The 15,986-nt window shown below is 64.8% G+C and carries 15 protein-coding genes; 1 reads left to right on the top strand and 14 read right to left on the bottom strand.

Features of this window, described 5'->3' with window-relative positions:
- Positions 1 to 40 precede the first annotated feature (40 nt).
- From ACTNFK_RS02615 to ACTNFK_RS02585, 7 genes are all read right to left on the bottom strand, one after another.
- On the bottom strand, positions 41 to 3,964 hold the full coding sequence (locus ACTNFK_RS02615) for an AAA family ATPase (protein ID WP_445117189.1): 3,924 nt from the start codon (positions 3,962 to 3,964) through the stop codon (positions 41 to 43).
- Between the two features lie 128 nt (positions 3,965 to 4,092).
- Positions 4,093 to 5,442, bottom strand: coding sequence for a uracil-xanthine permease family protein (locus ACTNFK_RS02610; protein ID WP_435936097.1), 1,350 nt, complete (start codon positions 5,440 to 5,442; stop codon positions 4,093 to 4,095).
- Positions 5,443 to 5,662: 220 nt separating this feature from the next.
- Positions 5,663 to 6,022, bottom strand: coding sequence for a cupin domain-containing protein (locus ACTNFK_RS02605; protein ID WP_435936096.1), 360 nt, complete (start codon positions 6,020 to 6,022; stop codon positions 5,663 to 5,665).
- Between the two features lie 12 nt (positions 6,023 to 6,034).
- A complete protein-coding gene (locus tag ACTNFK_RS02600; protein WP_435936095.1) occupies positions 6,035 to 7,459 on the bottom strand; it encodes an NAD(P)/FAD-dependent oxidoreductase in 1,425 nt (474 codons plus the stop codon).
- Positions 7,460 to 7,500: 41 nt separating this feature from the next.
- Positions 7,501 to 7,710, bottom strand: a complete 210-nt coding sequence (locus ACTNFK_RS02595) for an HPP family protein (RefSeq protein ID WP_435936094.1) — start codon at positions 7,708 to 7,710, stop codon at positions 7,501 to 7,503.
- A gap of 113 nt (positions 7,711 to 7,823) precedes the next feature.
- Complete coding sequence (locus tag ACTNFK_RS02590) at positions 7,824 to 8,540, bottom strand: CYTH domain-containing protein (RefSeq protein ID WP_435936093.1); 717 nt, start codon at positions 8,538 to 8,540, stop codon at positions 7,824 to 7,826.
- A 4-nt stretch (positions 8,541 to 8,544) separates the two neighbouring features.
- On the bottom strand, positions 8,545 to 9,426 hold the full coding sequence (locus tag ACTNFK_RS02585) for an EamA family transporter (RefSeq protein WP_435936092.1): 882 nt from the start codon (positions 9,424 to 9,426) through the stop codon (positions 8,545 to 8,547).
- A gap of 58 nt (positions 9,427 to 9,484) precedes the next feature.
- Here ACTNFK_RS02585 and ACTNFK_RS02580 point away from each other — a divergent pair, with 58 nt between their 5' ends.
- Complete coding sequence (locus tag ACTNFK_RS02580; RefSeq protein WP_435936091.1) at positions 9,485 to 10,111, top strand: hypothetical protein; 627 nt, start codon at positions 9,485 to 9,487, stop codon at positions 10,109 to 10,111.
- Positions 10,112 to 10,516: 405 nt separating this feature from the next.
- Here ACTNFK_RS02580 and ACTNFK_RS02575 read toward each other — a convergent pair whose 3' ends face one another.
- The 7 genes from ACTNFK_RS02575 to ACTNFK_RS02545 form a co-directional block, all read right to left on the bottom strand.
- A complete protein-coding gene (locus ACTNFK_RS02575) occupies positions 10,517 to 10,840 on the bottom strand; it encodes a hypothetical protein (RefSeq protein WP_435936090.1) in 324 nt (107 codons plus the stop codon).
- Positions 10,841 to 10,842: 2 nt separating this feature from the next.
- On the bottom strand, positions 10,843 to 11,748 hold the full coding sequence (locus ACTNFK_RS02570; protein WP_435936089.1) for a phage major capsid protein: 906 nt from the start codon (positions 11,746 to 11,748) through the stop codon (positions 10,843 to 10,845).
- Positions 11,749 to 11,853: 105 nt separating this feature from the next.
- Complete coding sequence (locus tag ACTNFK_RS02565) at positions 11,854 to 12,018, bottom strand: hypothetical protein (RefSeq protein WP_435936088.1); 165 nt, start codon at positions 12,016 to 12,018, stop codon at positions 11,854 to 11,856.
- A complete protein-coding gene (locus ACTNFK_RS02560; RefSeq protein WP_435936087.1) occupies positions 12,015 to 12,434 on the bottom strand; it encodes a hypothetical protein in 420 nt (139 codons plus the stop codon). The genes ACTNFK_RS02565 and ACTNFK_RS02560 overlap by 4 nt, the downstream gene beginning before the upstream one ends.
- Positions 12,431 to 12,964: a hypothetical protein gene (locus tag ACTNFK_RS02555; protein ID WP_435936086.1), complete on the bottom strand. Its 534-nt coding sequence runs from the start codon at positions 12,962 to 12,964 to the stop codon at positions 12,431 to 12,433. The genes ACTNFK_RS02560 and ACTNFK_RS02555 overlap by 4 nt, the downstream gene beginning before the upstream one ends.
- Positions 12,961 to 14,268, bottom strand: a complete 1,308-nt coding sequence (locus ACTNFK_RS02550; RefSeq protein WP_435936085.1) for a phage portal protein — start codon at positions 14,266 to 14,268, stop codon at positions 12,961 to 12,963. The genes ACTNFK_RS02555 and ACTNFK_RS02550 overlap by 4 nt, the downstream gene beginning before the upstream one ends.
- Positions 14,265 to 15,743 (bottom strand): terminase TerL endonuclease subunit, encoded by a 1,479-nt coding sequence (locus tag ACTNFK_RS02545; protein ID WP_435936084.1) that lies wholly within the window; start codon positions 15,741 to 15,743, stop codon positions 14,265 to 14,267. The genes ACTNFK_RS02550 and ACTNFK_RS02545 overlap by 4 nt, the downstream gene beginning before the upstream one ends.
- Positions 15,744 to 15,986 lie beyond the last annotated feature (243 nt).

Genomic DNA, 15,986 nt, shown 5'->3' with positions numbered 1-15,986 from the left:
GAACCCGCAGATTCTGACCTGTCGAATTGTGGATCGGGCATCAGAACCCGGATGCGTCGCCCGGGGCCTGGAATTGCCCGTCTCGATCCACGGGTTGCGCAGCCTGCCTCTCGCCAGCGAAGTCGGAAGCAGCCTTTGCGTTGGGGGCAGGCGCAGAACCGTTTCCTTGCACGTCAGCGGCGGCCTCAACCTCGGCGTCGTAGCCGAGAATACCCGCGACCCGCAGCGCCACCCGCTCGGGGTCAGCGAAGAGATCGAAGCTGTGCACCCGGTGGTAGTGCCAGCCGAGACGACGCAGCACCGACGGGCGAAGCCGCAGCGCGTCGCGCAGGCTCTGCTCGCTGCCCGTGAAGTCGAGATCGATCGCGATCGCACGTTCGCCGAGCGAGGCCGCCAGCGGAATCACCCCGCGGTAGTCGAGTTCGACAGAAAGTCCGAGCTTCTCAAGCCGGTCGGCGAGCTCGCCGAGCATCGGGTCGCGCTCGGCGGGAAGCGTTGCCGGTTCGGCCACGGGGTGCTCGAGCGCCAGCAATTCGGCAAGCTCCACCACTCCGTGCTTGATCCGCGCGGAGTCGAGGTCAGCGGGCCGGAAGCAGCTCACGATGGTCATGGCTCGGCGCGCGCGCGTCATGGCGACGGCCACGAGCCGTTCGCCGCCCGGGCGCCCCAGCGCACCGAAGTTCGAGAGCACCCGCCCGTGCGGGGTGCGACCGTAACCAATGGAGAAGATCACCCGGTCACGGCTCTGCGCCATCGCCTGTTCGAGCGTGAGCACGGCGAACGGTTCGGCCCGCTCCCCCAGCAAGAACTCGCGATACTGCGGAAGCTTCGAGAAGGCGTGGAGGACGGCCTGGTACACCCGCACCGCGTGCCGGTCGCTCGCGGTAATGACCATGAGCGACTCGCGCGGCCGCACGCTTGCGTGCTCGAGCACGAGTTGCACGACGCGCTCAACCTCGGCGTCGGTGCTCTCGACCGCGCCGGTCTGCGGGTCGGGAAGCCCGTGCCCGGCGCTCACGAATTCAAGGGTGATGCTGGAGTGGCCCAGGAAGGTACCCGCCCACGGCAGCGACTCGATCTCCCCGTCGTAGAACCGAGTGTTGACGAGACTCGTGAGGTCTTCGCCTCCCGCGCGGTAGCTGCGCGTAAGGGCGAGCTCGGGCAGTACGGCTCGCAGCTGGGCGAAGGTCGACTGCTTGTGCAGGGCCTCCAGATCCACTGTTGGCACGTCGGTATCGCCATCTGCTGCGGGGGTTCGCACGGCGATTTCGAACGGTGAGGGAGACTGGGTGACCCCGTCGCCAAAGGCAACCACCTGGGCCGCGCGCTTGATCGCGCCGACGTTCTCGACCAGGGTGGTCGCCCCGGCATCGACGAGAAGGGTCGTGTCGAAACGCAACTCCGCCGGCAGCTGGGCAACCTCGTAGGGCGACAACACCCACACCGGAGCGAGCGCGCCCATCAGCGTGGGAGCGTGCTGTGCGAGCGAGTGCAAAGACACGTCGCCGCTGCGCAACTGCTCGCGAAGCGCGAGCGCCTCGGTGCGAGCGTCAACCACGGCGATGCGCCACGCGTCGGCGAGCTTCACCGCAAGCTGCGGGCCGTTCGCGCTCGCGTGCGCGTCGTCCACGAGACGGAAATCAGCCTCGAGTCGCTCGATCACTCCGGTATTTGCACTGAGCAGCGCCTCGTTGGTCTGCAGCATTCGCTCGAGCGCGGACTGCCACCAGGCCTGCTCAAGTTCTGCCGCGACATTGCTCGCGGGCACGTGCCGAGCCGACAGATCATCGATCAGGGGCTCGAGTTGCGCGGCCCGCAACCGCTCCACAATCGCGGTTCGCTCCTGAATGTTGTGCAGCACCTCGCTCTCGCGGGCGAGGTCGGTCGTGCGCCGGGCGAGGGTGGTCAACGGCAGGTTCCGGAGGCGGTCGCTGTCGTGCTCGTTGCCCAGCACCCGGTCAAGCTCATCGAGATCTTGGTAGGCCGCCTGATACGCCGTGGCCACATCGGCGATGCCCACCGGAACCTCGGGACGCGCACCCACAACGGTGCTGTAGCGCTGCCACAGCACCCGCTGCTGCTGAATCTGCACGAGCCGCGCGTACATGTCGGTGATGTGCACACCGGGCCGCACGTATTCGCGCGCAAGTTTGCGCAAACGCCGCTTATTCGCCTTCGACATCTCTTCGCCGCGCGGGGCGTGGGCCGCGATGACCTCGGTGAGTGAGCGATCGTAGACCTCGGGGGTGAACCGGTCGAGGGTCTCACGGATGCCCATGAGGAGGCGCAAGTAGACACCCAGTTCGGCGATCGTCTCGTACGGCCGGAGCGTCGTCTGTTCGACGACCTCATTGGCGAGAGAAATGAGTCGCGGGAGTTCAGACTCGGCGAGATCCACCGCGAGTGAATATGCGGATCGCGCCGCCTCGGTCGTCGCGAAGCTCACGCCGTACCAAGGCGAATCCTCAGGCCCATACTGAAACTGGCCGAGGCGGGCGGCCTCGGTGATGTCTTCTGCAATCGAACTGCGATCAAGCGTGAGGTGACCGAGAGCCTCATCGTTCAGCCGCACCGTTGTACTCGGCGGGGTCGGGAGCAGTGCCAGCCGCGTCAGTTCGCGCAGCGCATCTATCGGCGACGCACCGAAGCGCTGGTCTCGCGCGGTCAGCGCATCCTGATAGTCGAGCAGCACCCCGCGCAGCCGCACCAGTGCGTCGTCAACGTCGCGCAGCGGCTCGCTCCGCGCGGACTCGTTGCGGCTGATCGCCTCGACGAGGTTGCGGCGCAGCAGTCGCGGCGTCACCGCGAGCCCCGACAGGCCGGCTCGCGAGAGCCGGTGTCCAATGCCATCGAGTGTGGATCGGCGCGGCGACACTACGAGCACGCGTTTGCCGGCGCGCACGAGCTCTCCGATGGCGTTCACCACGGTCTGTGTGCCCCCGGTTCCGGGCAGGGTGCGCACCACCAACGAGTGCCCTGCGCCAATCTGCGCGAGCACATCGTTCTGCTCGGCATCAGCGTCGTAGAGGTGTCGGTCAGTCTCCGGGGCGCGATCGTTCGGCCAGGTCGGCGAGACCGGGCGGTACGCGTCGACCAGTTGCTGCTTGGCCACCTCGCTGCCGCAGATAGCCTGCAAGACCGGTGATTCGAGGTTCTTCGCGTCGCTCACCATGTGCCGTGACACGTCGGCGAACGAGGAAGCGACGAGCCGCGGTTGCACCACGAACTCGGGCACCCCGGTGACCATCTGCCGCAGGCGATCGATGACCGGCTGGGGCTTGAACACGCCCTCCGACTGGGAGAGCTCGAGCAGGGTGCGCGCGTTCACGGTGATCCCAAACTGCTCGCGCAAGGCACCCAGCAATTCGCGGTTCACGGTGAGTGGCTTCTTGAGCTTCAGCTCGAAGTCGCGGCCGTAGCGACGAATCGCGAGCGGGCGCAGCAGCACCGGCGCACAGTACTCCTCGCCCTCAAACTGCCACTTGGCAATTCCGATACCCAGATGCACGGTTTCGAGTCCGCGCACCGCGCGCATCTCGGCGGCCTTATCGGTGACGCGCCCCGCGGCAACCCGCGCATATCGCAGCGCGAGGTCGTCGCGAATCAGCGCTGACAGCAGGATCTTCTGGCCGGTGATGAATTGTGGCATCCCACCGGGGTGCGTGGTCGAAAGCTCGATGCGGTTTGCGGGCTGATCGTCAAAGTGCAGCAACGGGCTGCGCCCACCGATGGCGGCAAGCTCCCGTCGCCAGTCCTCGTGCTCCGTGGCGAACGCATCGACCGCCGCGAGCGGCCCCGCGAGGGCTGGCGTGGCGAGGATGGGTTCGGTGGGGAACTCCGACTCGGGTTGCGGCGGGGTATCCGGCTTTGGCGCGAGCGAGCCCTCAGGCATTGGAGTCTCGGCGGTGGCCACTGGGGCCTCCGCCTCGTTCACGTTTGCGCCCTGACGACGGCGCCGATCCACACTCCACACACCGCCACCCTAAGCGTCACCGGCAGTTTTACCCGGAAGGCGCTCGGCGTTTTCCGCCTGCGCTGCGCAAAACCGCCCCCACATCCATGGTGGATGGCTCCGGCGTTGAAGGAGCGCGGCTACTTGCTCGTCTCGCCCGCAACGGGCTCGATCGGGGTAGCAACCTCGTACGTTCCGCGGGCCCGTGAAACGAGCGCCATGAGGTGGTAGACGACGATCGCAGCGATCGTGCCGAGGGCGATGCCGTTGAACACGATCGCACCGAACTGCACGGAGAAATCAGCGATGCCGATGATCAGCGCCACCGCCGCTGGGAACTGGTTGATGGGCTTCGAGAAATCGACCTTGTAGTCAATCCAGATCTTCACGCCGATCAGGCCGATGAGGCCGTAGAGCACCACCGTCACCCCACCGAGAACCCCCGCGGGAATCGTGTTGATGACCGCGCCGATTTTTGGCGAGAAGCTGAGCAGCACCGCAATGATGCCTGCGACCCAATATGCGGCGGTGGAGTAGACGCGGGTGGCCGCCATCACGCCGATGTTTTCGCCATAGGTGGTGGTTCCCGATCCACCCCCGAAGCCGGCGAACATCGTCGCGAGACCGTCGGCGAACAGCGCCCGCCCGGTCACCGGATCGAGGTCGCGCTTCACCATGAGTCCGACGCTCTTGATGTGGCCGACGTTCTCGGCGATGAGCACGAGCACCACGGGCAGGAAGACAGGCAGGAGGCCCCACAGGGTGGGGTCAGCGAACGGATTCGCTGCGAGGTGGAACTCGGGCAGGCCGAACCACGCGGCGTTGCTCACCGATACGAAGTCAACCTCACCGAAGAGCACCGCAGCGATATAGCCGACGACGACACCGAGCACGATCGAGAGGCGACCGATCAGGCCACGGAAGAGCACCGTAATCAAGATAATCGATGCGAGTGTGATGAGGGCGATGACGGAAGAATGCCAGGCGACACCCTGGATCCCCTCAGCGGTCCAGTTGTTCTTCACCGCGGGGGCAAGGTTGAAGCCAATGAGCGCGACGATCGAGCCCATCACGACTGGGGGCATGAGTGCATTGATCCACCCGGTGCCTACCTTATGCACCAGGAGGCCGATGAGCGCGAGGAGGAGTCCGATCGCGAGGATACCGAACGAGGCGCGCGACAGGTCACCACCGGAGCCCACGGCGACACCGATGGGCGCGATAAACGCGAATGACGAGCCGAGGTAGCTGGGAAGTCGGTTGCCTGTGATGAGTAGGAAGAGGATCGTGCCGAGGCCCGAGAAGAACAGGGTCGCAGTGGGGCTGAAACCCGTAATGAGCGGCACGAGGAAGGTGGCACCAAACATCGCCACCACGTGCTGGGCACCGAACCCAATGGTCTTGGGCCAGCTCAGTCGCTCCTCTGGCATCACAATTGCGTCGGGCTGTACGCTCGAGCCGTCTCCGTGCTGCTTCCATGTGAATGCCATCGGTTCTCCTCGAAGTAGGGGCGCGTCGGCCGTGTCATAGCTGTGCGCGCCTCATCATTTGGGCGCGCCGAGCGCCATCGGGAAGTCTAGTACGCCACCGCACTGCACCCCGGATTGCTGAATCTCGACGCGCCGTTACGCGCCGTCACCCACGGTCACGCGCCACTCACCGTTGTGCGGTGCCGCGCTGAGAGCGCGACATGCTGAGTTTCGGTGCGGGCTATTCGAGTGCGAGGTAGATCTTGCGGATGTGATCTTTCACGATCCAGCGCGTCTTCGTGCCGGCGGTGAGCCGCATCACGTCGCCCGTCTTCACCTCGACGCTCCGGTGCTCGTCCAGCAGCTTGATGGTAGCGCCACCCGAGATCACGACGAACAGCTCGTCGACCTCGGTATCGAGCACCGCGCCATCGCGCAGTTCCCAGATGCCCGTCTCCACGTTGCCCAGCCGGCCAAGCTCGACCGACCCCTGACGGGGCGATCCATAATCGACCTCTTCGGCGGGCACGGGAGTGAGCGCGACAATCGCGCCGCGACCGTGCACCACACCGTTGAGCCCTTCGGGAAGCAATTCAGCCATCGTCCTGCCTCCCTAAGAGTCGAACCCGAGGCCGAGCGCGTCGAGCGTCTTGAGTAACACGTTGCGCTTGCCACCGTTATGGTCGGCTCGGTCGAGCGACCAGCGGGTGAGGTTGATGCCGATCGAGGCGGCCGGCTCAGGCGGGAACGGCAGCGGCATCTCGCGCACCATCTGCAGTTCGGTGCGCTCAGTGGATCGCCCCTCGAGCCGGTCGACAATCACATCCGCGGCGAAGTGTGTGGCGCCCACGCCGAGCCCCGTGAAGCCTGCCACGTATTGCACGCGCCCTCCAAACGCCTGGCCAAAGAAGGCGCAGAACCGCGTACTCGTGTCGATGACGCCCGCCCAGCGGTGCGAGAACTTCAGCCCCGCGAGCTGCGGGAACGTGGTGAAGAAGTGACTCGCGAGCTTCCGATGGCTTTCCATACGGTCTTCGTACTCGGCCTTGATACGCCCGCCGACGTGGTACACCGCGTCGTACCCGCCCCAGAGGATGCGGTTGTCGCCGGTGAGCCTGAAATAGTGAAACTGGTTCGCCATGTCGGCGACTCCCTCGCGCCCCTCCCACCCGATGGAGGCGAGTTGCTCGTCGGTGAGCGGCTCGGTCATGAGCACGTAGTCGTAGACGGGAACCGTGTGAAAGGCGTATCGCTTGAGCAGCGACGGAAAGACGTTCGTGCAGAGCGCAGCCCGCTCGGCGGTGATAGTTCCACGCGGTGTTTGCAGGTGGATCGGTGCCCCGGCGTCACCCTCCAGCCCCGTCACTCGGCTGTTCTCGTAGATCTCCACCCCGATGCTCGCGGCGTGGCGCGCCAACTCCGCGGCGAGCTTTGCGGGATGCACGTTTGCGTTTTCCCTGGGGTGGAAAGTGCCACCCAAGAAAGTGGGCGAGTGCAAGCGCTGCCTGACCTCTTCAGCGGTCAGTACCACCGTGTCGGCGTCGGCTTCTTCTTCGGTCACCCAGTCAGCTTGATAGGGCTCGTTCGCGACGGAAAGCTGCCCCGTGCGCTCGAACTCAACATCGAGCCCGTGCTCGGTCACGAAGCGCTCGATCGCATCGAGATTCTCGTATCCGAGCCTCTTTAGCGTGCCCACCTCGTCGGGCCATCGACTTTCGGCGTTGGGCTCGCCGTGTGTGATGCTCGCCTCGCAAAAACCGCCATTGCGCCCCGAGGCAGCCCAGCCCACGCGCTTCGCCTCGAGCAAGACGACCCGGCGTTCCGGATGTTCGGTCTTCAGCTTGATCGCGGTCCAGAGGCCCGCGTATCCGCCGCCGACCACTACGTCGTCGGCCCTCAGATCTCCGTCAAGGATCGGGTAGCGTGCGGCTGATGCCTCGATGTCTTCAGTCCAGAACACCGCGTGTTTGGTATTTGCGAGGGATTCCTCGACGATACGCGCGGCCGGACGGTTGGTCTCAAAAATCGTGGATTCCATGGATTCCTCTGCGAACTTACGGGGTGACCAGGTGAAACGAACTACTCAGCTGGGGGCTTGATCATGACACCCGAGGCGAGCCCAAGCGCGAGCCCTGCAGGCACCCACAGCCAGAACTGGGTGAAATAGCCAACCACCACGCCTACGACGGCACCAATGATCAGGCCGACGATCACCTGCTTGCGTCTCGCCGCGGGCGAGGTGTCGTCTGAGTCACGCTTTCCCGAGCCTCGGGATCCTTTGGATGCCATGCTTCTACCCTACGCGTATCGGCCGCGAGACGGCAGACCCAACACTGAATTCGTGTCAGTTTTCGCGAATGAGCGCGGATTTCGCGCGTCGGGAAGCTCGGCCACTCCGCGCATCAAGATGCGCCGTGGCTCGGGCGGCCCATCGCGCGCTGAAGCTTCGAGGTGCCCCGCACGCGTTCGGCACCGGCACCGATGAGAAGCGGCTCGACCAATTCGAGCAGTTCGAGTGAGGCCCCGGGGGCGAGCTCTGCCTCCCACTCGCGCCAGCTACGTTCTTCCCCACTCAGTGTGTTCGTTGCGACAACCCGGTCGTCGGCGAGCTCGATCAGCCACTCACCCAGTTGCTCGGGGGAACCGGCAACGCCGTTTGCCCCCGGTGCAGCGGCGGCGGATGTGGGTGCGGGTGCGGATGCACCCAAGACCCCCACATCCCGCCACACCCGAACGATGGTGCGAAGGGTGCGCATGGTCGCCACCGCAGTCAGGCGATCGGCATCGTGCTTGCCGATGCGATCCACAATTTCGCGCAGCAAACCATCGGGCATCGTCTCGGTCAGCGGCCATACGAGCTCGCGCGAGCCGTCCGCTCCCTTGAGCTTCATGTGCCAGCCTTCGTCTTTGCCACCCACCCGTTTGCGCACCGCGACCCGCTGTATGCCGAGCGCCGCGTCGGGGGTGTCGAAGTAGATGGCCTCGAGCGCGAAGCTCTCGGGCTCGATGAGCCGGAGGCCCACTGCGGCGAACGCGGGGCTGCCGGGAAGCTCAGCCCGCGAAGACACCGCATACTTTCGCTCGACCTCGAAGGTTTCGATCGCCCCGTTCCCTACCACCACATCAGTCTAGGCGCGGCTGATGCTGCCCCGCGAACCAGACAATTCCCGCGCCGGCAGCGACCACCAGCGCAATCCCCGCCACAACCGGGGCCGTGAGGATCTGTCCGAGAAACAGCACACCGACGAGCGTGCCGACCACCGGGTCGAAGGCGAAGAGCACGCCGATCACTCGTGCGGAGGTGAGTTTCGCCGCGAGCGTGTCCACCGTGAAGGCCAGCGCCATACCCACGAGCGCGGAGAGCGCAAGCACTCCCCAGTCGGCTGGCCCGGCACTGGAGATCGCCGGGACAGAGAACGGGAGAGTGAGCACCGCTGCCACGGCGACCGAGAGCGCCACGCTCGGCAGCCCACCCGCGCTCTTTCCGACGCGCGCCGCCAGAACCGTGTACAGGCCGAAACACACCGCTGCGAGAGCCGCGAACACGAGACCGAGTGGGTCGAGTGGCCCCCCGAGGCCCGCGATCAGCGCGACCCCACCGAAGGCAACGAGCGCGAGGAGCCCTTCGCGCAAGCGCCGCGATGCGAAGAACGCGACCAGGCAAGGCCCCAGGAAGTCGATCGTGACGGCGATGCCCAGCGGAATGCGCGCGATTGCGAGATACAGAAACACGTTCATCGCAGCCATCGCGGCCCCGTAGATCACGATTCCCGTCCACTCCTCGCGGGTGCGACCTGTGAGCCGTGGCCGGAAAAGCACAAGGAGGAAGGCTGCGGCGATCGCGAAGCGCAGTCCGCTCGTGCCCAACACTCCGACCGTGTCAAAGACTCCGATCGCCAGCACTGCGGCGACCTGCATACCGATCGAGCCGCTGAGCACCAGCAGCACGGCCCGGAGGGTCGCAGATCGCGTCGCGGCCTGCGCCGCGGAGCGTGGAGTGGGCATCAGGTCAGAATAGCCCTATTGCGGGCGCAGCAGCCGGCGGGCCGAATACACTGGCGGGGTGAGTGGGCAACAGCTGGTGGATCGCGCGATGCGCGATTGCCGTGCGGCCGTCGGCAGGTTGCAAGACGCCGGGGTCGAGCCAGAGGCGCTCGCGGAGTTCGTGCCCGCCGGGCGGCGATGGCTCGTGCTCCCTCGGGCCGCGACCATGCGCCCGCTGGGCGAGGTGTGGCGCCTGGGTGCCCTGTTGCTCGGCACCGACGGCACCCTATATGCGGCTGGGCGTGCGACCCGGGCTGCAGAACGAGGCCGCCCAGGCTACCAGTCGGCATCGCGTGAGGAACGGCGCGAGCTTGCCGCTGCAGCCCTAGACGGCGGGTACCCGGCGGGCACCCCAGTGAACTTCGATGCCGCGCCGATCCGGTTGGTGGAACTCGTCACTCGGCATAACCAGCCCGGCGACGCTGCCGGCCCGCCTGCCCTGCTCGATTCGCCTGACGGGCCTGGCACCCCAGCTCCAGCAGGTACAACCCTGTCTGCCGATCCCGCGCTTCCCGTCGGCGTATGGGGCGGAGAACTGCGCGTACGCTGGCGACCGGGGGCGACACTAGACGGGGCCGCCACGCTCGACACGTACCTGGCAGAGCGCGTCGAACTTCTGGTCAACCCACCTTTCGCCGCGACCTGACCCGGCACTTCGTGCGCTCATCCGAGTTCCTCTCAGCGCTGCCTTCCCACTTGAGAGCATGGATAGGGCACCAGTGGCTGTTTCCTGCGTCGCGAAGCCGCCACTAGCGCCCTACGAAAGGGTGTGCAGGCGGGCCGGTGGGCCCGCGGGCACGAAGCACGCGAAGCATTGCTTCGCGTTCAAAGCTTCGGCGGGCCAGAGGCCCGCGGGCACTTTTCGTGCGAAGCGATGCTTCGCACATTGAGAAAAGTGCCCCAGATAGGAATCGAACCTCCTCAGAGCTAGAGCAGGTCGTGAGAGGTCGCCTTCTCCCCCATGATTCCGCCACTTACAAGCATGTTCACGCATCTTCGATTCTTTGAATCTCCGTGCGATTGTTGCTGTTTTGTTGCCACGCGAGCAGCCCTAAGCGGCCTTGCGTCTGAAGCCGTCGAGCACCAGTCTCTCGAGCATCGTGAAACCATCAAACACGGTCTTTCGGACACTGTAGTCGTCGATCGCGACGGTGATGTTGCCTTCGGGATTCTGGGTGAGGCGAGCGGTCGCCGCGATGATGACCGCCTCGATCGCGGCATCGTTCGGGACACCGTATTCAAAGCCGACGCCTCGAGTGTACGAGTTCACCCAAGCGGTGATGATCGGGAGATGCTCCCCGGCCAGGGCGACGAGGCTGGTGTCGTCACCCCGACCGAGAAACTTTGCCACGGCTGCGGCAGTTACAGCAGCCATGATTAGATATTGATTCCGGTGAGCTTCACGATCGCCTTCGGGTTGAGCGGCTGCGCGTCATAGCGTGCGGTCACGCGGATCGCCTGCTGATCGTAGTCGCCGAAGGTCTGGTCGAGAATCTTGACGGTCGGTGCCTGATCGCGTGCGACCGCGATCTGACTGAAGTCAGCGAGCACAGCGCTGGTCGTGTCCTGAGTGTCATCGACGATCGGGATACGGTTGGTGACGATGACCTGCGAGCCGAAGATGCGGAAGACGCCGTCCTGAGTGGGATCGGGGGTGAGCACGTACTGATTCGAGCCGGTGCCCGCCTTGATCTTGCGGAGCGCGACGAAAGTCTCGGGGCGCATCAGCCATTTCGCGTTAGCGGTGTTCGCAGACTCGGCGAGCAGCATTCCCCACGCATCGACGATGTCGTCGAGACCGATCGCACCGACAGCGGTGATCGCCTGAGTGCCTGCATAGTTGAGAATGCCGATCGGGGTCGCCTGCGGGTCGGGAGTACCGGGAACGGTCTCTGTGGGAAGTGCGCCAGCGATGAACGCGGCGTCGAGCTTGTCGGCGACGTCCTTCACCAGACGGTCCTTGATCGCGGCCTCGAGGCTGACGACCGACTGCCGTGCGAGCTCGTTCGAGAATCGGGTGAGGGTCTTCACCGACTTGATCGTCGAGGGAAGCAGGACGACCTCGTCGAAGGTGACGTCGTCGTCGGTGATCTGCTCGTTCTCGCCCTTCCAATCGGGGGAAGTTGCCCCGCCGAGCTTTGGCACGCGAACGGGGCTGCCGTCGGTGTCGAAGATGCGGGGGCCAGCGGCGAGGAAGACGGATGCCTGCTCGAGCGGCTTGACGAGGATGGACTGCACCTGCTCGGTCGTGAGCTCGGATGCGTTAGCGGTTGAAACTGCCATGATGATTCCTAACGTGAGAGATGTACTCGGATCACGTCGCGAGAATCAGTCCAACGACTAAGGGTAGGCCACCAGGACCTACCCTCAATCATACCCCAAGGGGTATCAGTTTTGTTGCTCTAGTATGCGAGCAACTTCGAGGAGCTCGTCGTGAATCTTCTCGAGAATGCTCGTCATGATCTTCAAACGCTCGTGCAACTGCTCGAAGTGGTGGTCGAGCTCACTGGGTTGCTTCGGCGTGTTGTCGTCGACGAAAACGAAGTCGCTCATGATGCGTTCGCTTTCAGAAGACCGCTCAGGCTGAAAGAATCCGGGGCCACGGATACGCCTTGCCCGATGTTGCCGGCCGGCCTGCGGTTCGCGAGGTGCGGCTTCGCCTGCAGCAGCGCCTCGAGCGCGTCTGCGAGCGCTTCAGGGTCGCTCAGGTGCGCCTCGTCGAAGGCGAGGTCGGTGGGGTCCTGTAGGCGGCCTGTAGCGGCCACGAGAGCCGCGTGCAGGCGTGCGGCGACCTCGTCACGATCGGCGGCGCGCTGCCGGTATTTCGCATTCTCGTCTCGGAGCTTCACCACGTAGTCGCGGGGGAAGGTCTCGATCGTCTCGTCGTCGGTCTCCGCAGATGTTGACGTGTCGTCTTCACCCTGATCGACAACCTCATCAGTGACTTCTTCAGTGACTTCTTCGCTCATTTTCTCTTTTCCTTCTTAACGAGGCGAGCAACACACTCGCACCCTGAATGCGTGGGCATCGAATGGTCGATGCGCCAGACTTGACCTTCACGCCACCACCACCTGCACAACTGGCAAGGGTCGGCGTCCATCTGCCTCACCCAGCCCGTCGCGTCTGACATGGCGACCGCGTCGCTGTATGCGGCTTGCGCGGCCTCGAGTGGCGCGTTCAGGCTCAGACGCTCGAGCTTCATCACGACGTCGCCGTCACCGTTGAGCACGGTTCTCAGCGAGTCGAGATAGTTCGCGCGCTTGCGTTCAGCGTTCACGCCGGTAGTCGCCTCGAGTCGACCGTTCAGGCGCGAGAGCTCGAGGGAGACTGCAAGGTCGGCGGCGCGAGCAGCTGACTCCCCGCCGAGACCAAGAATGCCCTCTGCAAGCTGCAGGAACTGGGCCCGGTCGATGTACCCCTTGCCGTACAAACTCCATGCGGCCATGACCTTGCGCTGTGTCTCTTCCCTAATGCGGCCCAGGACCGCCTGATAGGTCACTGCGCGGCCTCACCGACGAGGAACGCACCCAGGTCTACCCCGGTCGCGTCGAGGGCTTCAGCACGCCTCTGAGAGCGGATCGTCGCTATCTCTGCCGGGGTGTAACCGAGCGGGTTCGCGAGCAGCGCCTCGAGCGGCATCCCGATCGTCGAGAGCTTCACAGCTGCGTCGGCCAACTGTCCGGGGGTGCGAGTCTCAGGGGAAGCCCAGACGGTCTCGTAGTCGGTCGCGTTCTGCCCGTCGCGAACCTTCACGATGAGGTCGGCGACCCGTGACCATGCGCGGCCGTAGACCCGTTGCTTGCCCTGCACCTTCGCAACAAGGGAAGCCTCAGCGGAGCGGATCGCGTCAGCCGACGGGGGCTGATCGCCGTTCAAGCCGAGATAGTGCGGGGGAAGACCGCTGATCGCGCCGATCTGCTGCGTCAGCACAGCCGAGAGGTCACCGTACCCGTCAAGTCGTGCTGCATCGAACTGACCGAACTTTGTTTCGGGGTTTTCCGACTGCCAGACGCGATCCTGTTCAGACGCGAACGGGTTGACCGGGTTCCCGTCCTCGTCTTCCATAATCTCCAGGCCCGTCACCCAGCGGCGAGGCCTGGCGAAGTATTCCGACGTGACCATCGCGTCGGCCATGACCTTGTTCAGTGCGTCGGTGAGGTCGAGAATGTCGGCCATTTCACTCGCCCCGTGCATGTCGAGCAGTCTCGAGCGGTTCACGATCGGCACGACGGGTACTTCGCCGAGCGGGTTGTCGATCGTCTCGACGACACTCAGCGCGTTTTCTTTCCCAGCGAAGCGGGTGATCTTGTCGGCCTCATAGACGACCGCGTGATGACGGTTCCCGTCGACCCAGCGCTTCAGAGCGGCACGCACGATGCCGGTCGCGGGGTCGTGGTCGGTGAGCATCTGTCGCGCTGATTCCACTGTGACGAGCGGTTGACCTGCCTCGTCGACCCAGACGATCACATAGGACCGGCCGTAAGCGAGTGCGTCGACGTGCGCGAGCTGCGCCTGAGTGTCGAGGTCGCATCGTTGCCAAGCCCGCCAGACCGACTCGTCGGCCTCGTCTGCGCCGAAGGGCCTGAAGCCGGTGATGCGAAGACGCTCAGCGACCGAGCCGACGAGCAGCCGCGGGAAGTTCACGCTCAGTGCCTTCAGTCGGCCTTCCAAAGCGTCACGCGACTTAGCGTTCAGAAACGCGGCCGGCTGACGGCCGTCATAGTAGGCGTCGAGCCTCGCGAGCGGCGACTGCGCTTCATCGAGACGTGCTGACAGATTCTCCAAAATATCGTGAGTGCTCAAAACGAGACCACCCTTCCTTTCATTTTTCTCTTGTGCCATGCGGCTCGGTCGAACGCGACGATCGAAGCGACTGCAGCGTCGATCTTGCGCGGTGAATTGCGTTTATCTTTCGAGACGATCGCTCCCACAGCCGTCTGTGTCGCGACGGTTTGCGCGACGTGCTGCGCGAGGACCCGGTCGCCGTTGTGCGTCATCGTGCCGTCCATCACGGCCGCGTACAGCCGATCGGTCGCGGGCCCCATACGGTTGCGGTATCCGGTGTTGTACTCGACGACCTTGCGAGCGCCGTGGGTCTTTCCCCACTCTTCAATCTCGGAGCGCCAGCCCCACGGGTCGGCGGCGAGCTCGAGCACGGTGTACATGTCGAAGCACCAGCGGATCGCGTCAGTCACTTCTCCACGCGGCACGCGCCAGCCCGCTTCTTTCGGGTTCACCCAGATTTTGACCGGCACGATGTGCCCGTCGAGCGTGCAAGCGATCAGCGCGGTCGAGTCGCCAGATGCCGAACCATCGAAGCCGAGCACGATCTTCTCCCCCAGCTCAAGAGCCCGGTCATCGGCGCGTTTCTCCCATGCGCCGAGAGGGAGCCACGAATCAGACGAGCCCACCCATTGACCGAGCCGGTAGCGTCTGAACGCGGCTTCACGCATCGTCTTTGCGACACTCAGCAGCCCGTCTGCGGTGAGAAAGTCGCCGAGCGCAGGGTTCGCGATCGCCCATGCATCCTGATCGAAGACGTCGCATCCTTCGGGGGCTGCGAACTCCCTGAAGTAGAAGCTGGGGTCGTCCTGCTTGCGGCCGTACTTCACGAGCTCAAACATCACGGATTCCTGCGAGTCCGACGGCGTGCTGATCGCAAGGGTCAAAGACTGCGGCCTCTTACCGGCGACCGACGTCGCGGCCTCCCAATCGTCACGGGTCACCGTGTGCAGCTCGTCGACGATCAGCAAGCTCGGGTCGAAGCCCTGCAGCGCGGCCACCGTCGACGCGGCCGTCACCAACTCCCCGCCAGTGTGCGGCACCTTGATCGCGGCCTGCAGCAGGTGAGCACGCTCGGCAAGCTCAGGCGAGAGCTCGATCATTCTCGACGCGATCTTCAGCGTGTGCCGTGCGACCTGCTCAGTGCCGGCGACGACCATTACCTGCGGCGAGACCGTCTCAGACGCGAAGAGCTCATAAAGTGCGAGCAGCGCGGCGAGCGTCGTCTTCCCATTGCCACGAGGCAAGCTCACCAAGCCGGTGCGCGGTCGGCCTTCCATCGGGAAGAGACCCTGCACGAGCTCCACCTGCCACGGCCGAAGCGTGAACGGTTCACCAGCTCCCACCCCCTTGGGCATGACGACTAGCTCTTCAGCGAACCTCACGATCCGCTCCCACCCAGGCTCGGGCCAGCCCGTGAAGTCGAGCGGATCAGCCGTGATCGCACCCTTCGCACCAGCCCTAGCCAAGCCCACCACCACCAGAATGAGAACCATTCTCGATTAGTGTGAAAAACTTTGCCATGCCCCGGGGGTCTTTATCGGCGTCGCGAGGGTCTACTGCCCGTCCTGTGAGCGATCGGCTTGCTCCCCGTTTGCTGTTGCATGTTCGGCAGACGACGTCGACGTGCTCGAGCTTGGTTGCGGGCCAGATGAGGTGGTCACCTGTGAGGTCGTCGTGTGTTCCACAGTCTGAGCACCAGGGCTGCAGTCGGCGTGCATGTTGGGAGAGGCGTGACC

This window comes from Leucobacter fengyongliangi (assembly GCF_052386045.1).
This window is presented reverse-complemented; position numbering and strand designations above follow the sequence as displayed.

Excerpts from the sequence above, each read along its gene's own strand:
- ACTNFK_RS02570 (WP_435936089.1), bottom strand. The coding sequence starts at position 11,748 with ATGGCAGTTTCAACCGCTAACGCATCCGAGCTCACGACCGAGCAGGTG.
- ACTNFK_RS02610 (WP_435936097.1), bottom strand. The coding sequence starts at position 5,442 with ATGGCATTCACATGGAAGCAGCACGGAGACGGCTCGAGCGTACAGCCC.
- ACTNFK_RS02575 (WP_435936090.1), bottom strand. The coding sequence starts at position 10,840 with ATGGCTGCTGTAACTGCCGCAGCCGTGGCAAAGTTTCTCGGTCGGGGT.
- ACTNFK_RS02560 (WP_435936087.1), bottom strand. The coding sequence starts at position 12,434 with ATGAGCGAAGAAGTCACTGAAGAAGTCACTGATGAGGTTGTCGATCAG.
- ACTNFK_RS02545 (WP_435936084.1), bottom strand. The coding sequence starts at position 15,743 with ATGGTTCTCATTCTGGTGGTGGTGGGCTTGGCTAGGGCTGGTGCGAAG.
- ACTNFK_RS02585 (WP_435936092.1), bottom strand. The coding sequence starts at position 9,426 with ATGCCCACTCCACGCTCCGCGGCGCAGGCCGCGACGCGATCTGCGACC.
- ACTNFK_RS02595 (WP_435936094.1), bottom strand. The coding sequence starts at position 7,710 with ATGGCATCCAAAGGATCCCGAGGCTCGGGAAAGCGTGACTCAGACGAC.
- ACTNFK_RS02605 (WP_435936096.1), bottom strand. The coding sequence starts at position 6,022 with ATGGCTGAATTGCTTCCCGAAGGGCTCAACGGTGTGGTGCACGGTCGC.
- ACTNFK_RS02565 (WP_435936088.1), bottom strand. The coding sequence starts at position 12,018 with ATGAGCGACTTCGTTTTCGTCGACGACAACACGCCGAAGCAACCCAGT.
- ACTNFK_RS02600 (WP_435936095.1), bottom strand. The coding sequence starts at position 7,459 with ATGGAATCCACGATTTTTGAGACCAACCGTCCGGCCGCGCGTATCGTC.